Origin of the sequence: Streptomyces milbemycinicus, from assembly GCF_002154605.1 — a bacterium.
In the GTDB taxonomy this organism is placed as follows: Bacteria; Actinomycetota; Actinomycetes; order Streptomycetales; family Streptomycetaceae; genus Streptomyces; species Streptomyces milbemycinicus.
On sequence record NZ_MUNE01000965.1, the window covers coordinates 1 to 672 of the forward strand.

The following is a 672-nucleotide window of genomic DNA, read 5'->3' on the forward strand; positions in this document are numbered from 1 at the left end:
CCGCTGGTCGAGCACTTGGCGTCGGCCGACGCCGTGTTGGTGATCGGCGACGAGGGTGACGGTGGCGGCGAGGGTGGCGGGGGCGGCGAGGGCGGCGGAGGGATCGGCGTACGGTCCGCGGCCGGACTCGCGCGCTCCGCGCGGCCGGTACGGTCCGTGGACCCGGCGACGCCGCTGCACCGCCTGGACCGTGGCGGCGGTCCGGGCCGGGGAGAGCGGTGGTCGGCCACAGGCCCGACCGGGCGCCGCTCCGCGGCCCGGCTCAGACGGGAGGCGGTGCTGCTGACCGCCGCCCTGCAACTGGGCAGCGCGGCCCGTACGGTCGAGATGGCCGTACGCCATGCCCAGGAGCGCTCCCAGTTCGGCCGGGCGATCGGCGCCTTCCAGGCCGTACAGCATCTGTGCGCCGGAATGCTGGTACGCGCTGAAACAGCCAGAAGTGTGGTTTACGCCGCCGCCGTCACCGAAGACGCGAGTGAAGTGGCCGCCGCCAAGCTGCTCGCCGACGAGGCCGCTGTCCGTAACGCGCGGGACTGTCTGCAGATCCATGGCGGGATGGGCTTCACCTGGGAGGCCGATGTCCATCTGCACCTCAAGCGGGCCTGGGTGAGGGCCGAGCAGTGGCAGACGGCGGCCGAGGCCGAGGAGGGGCTCGCGGCCGGGCTGCTCGCC

General features: G+C 74.3%; 1 protein-coding gene. It reads left to right on the plus strand.

Annotation, left to right across the window (positions count from 1 at the left end; genetic code table 11):
* Positions 1–672, plus strand: a 672-nt coding sequence (locus tag CCN51_RS49680) for an acyl-CoA dehydrogenase family protein (protein WP_281262487.1), incomplete at both ends; no start/stop codon positions are given.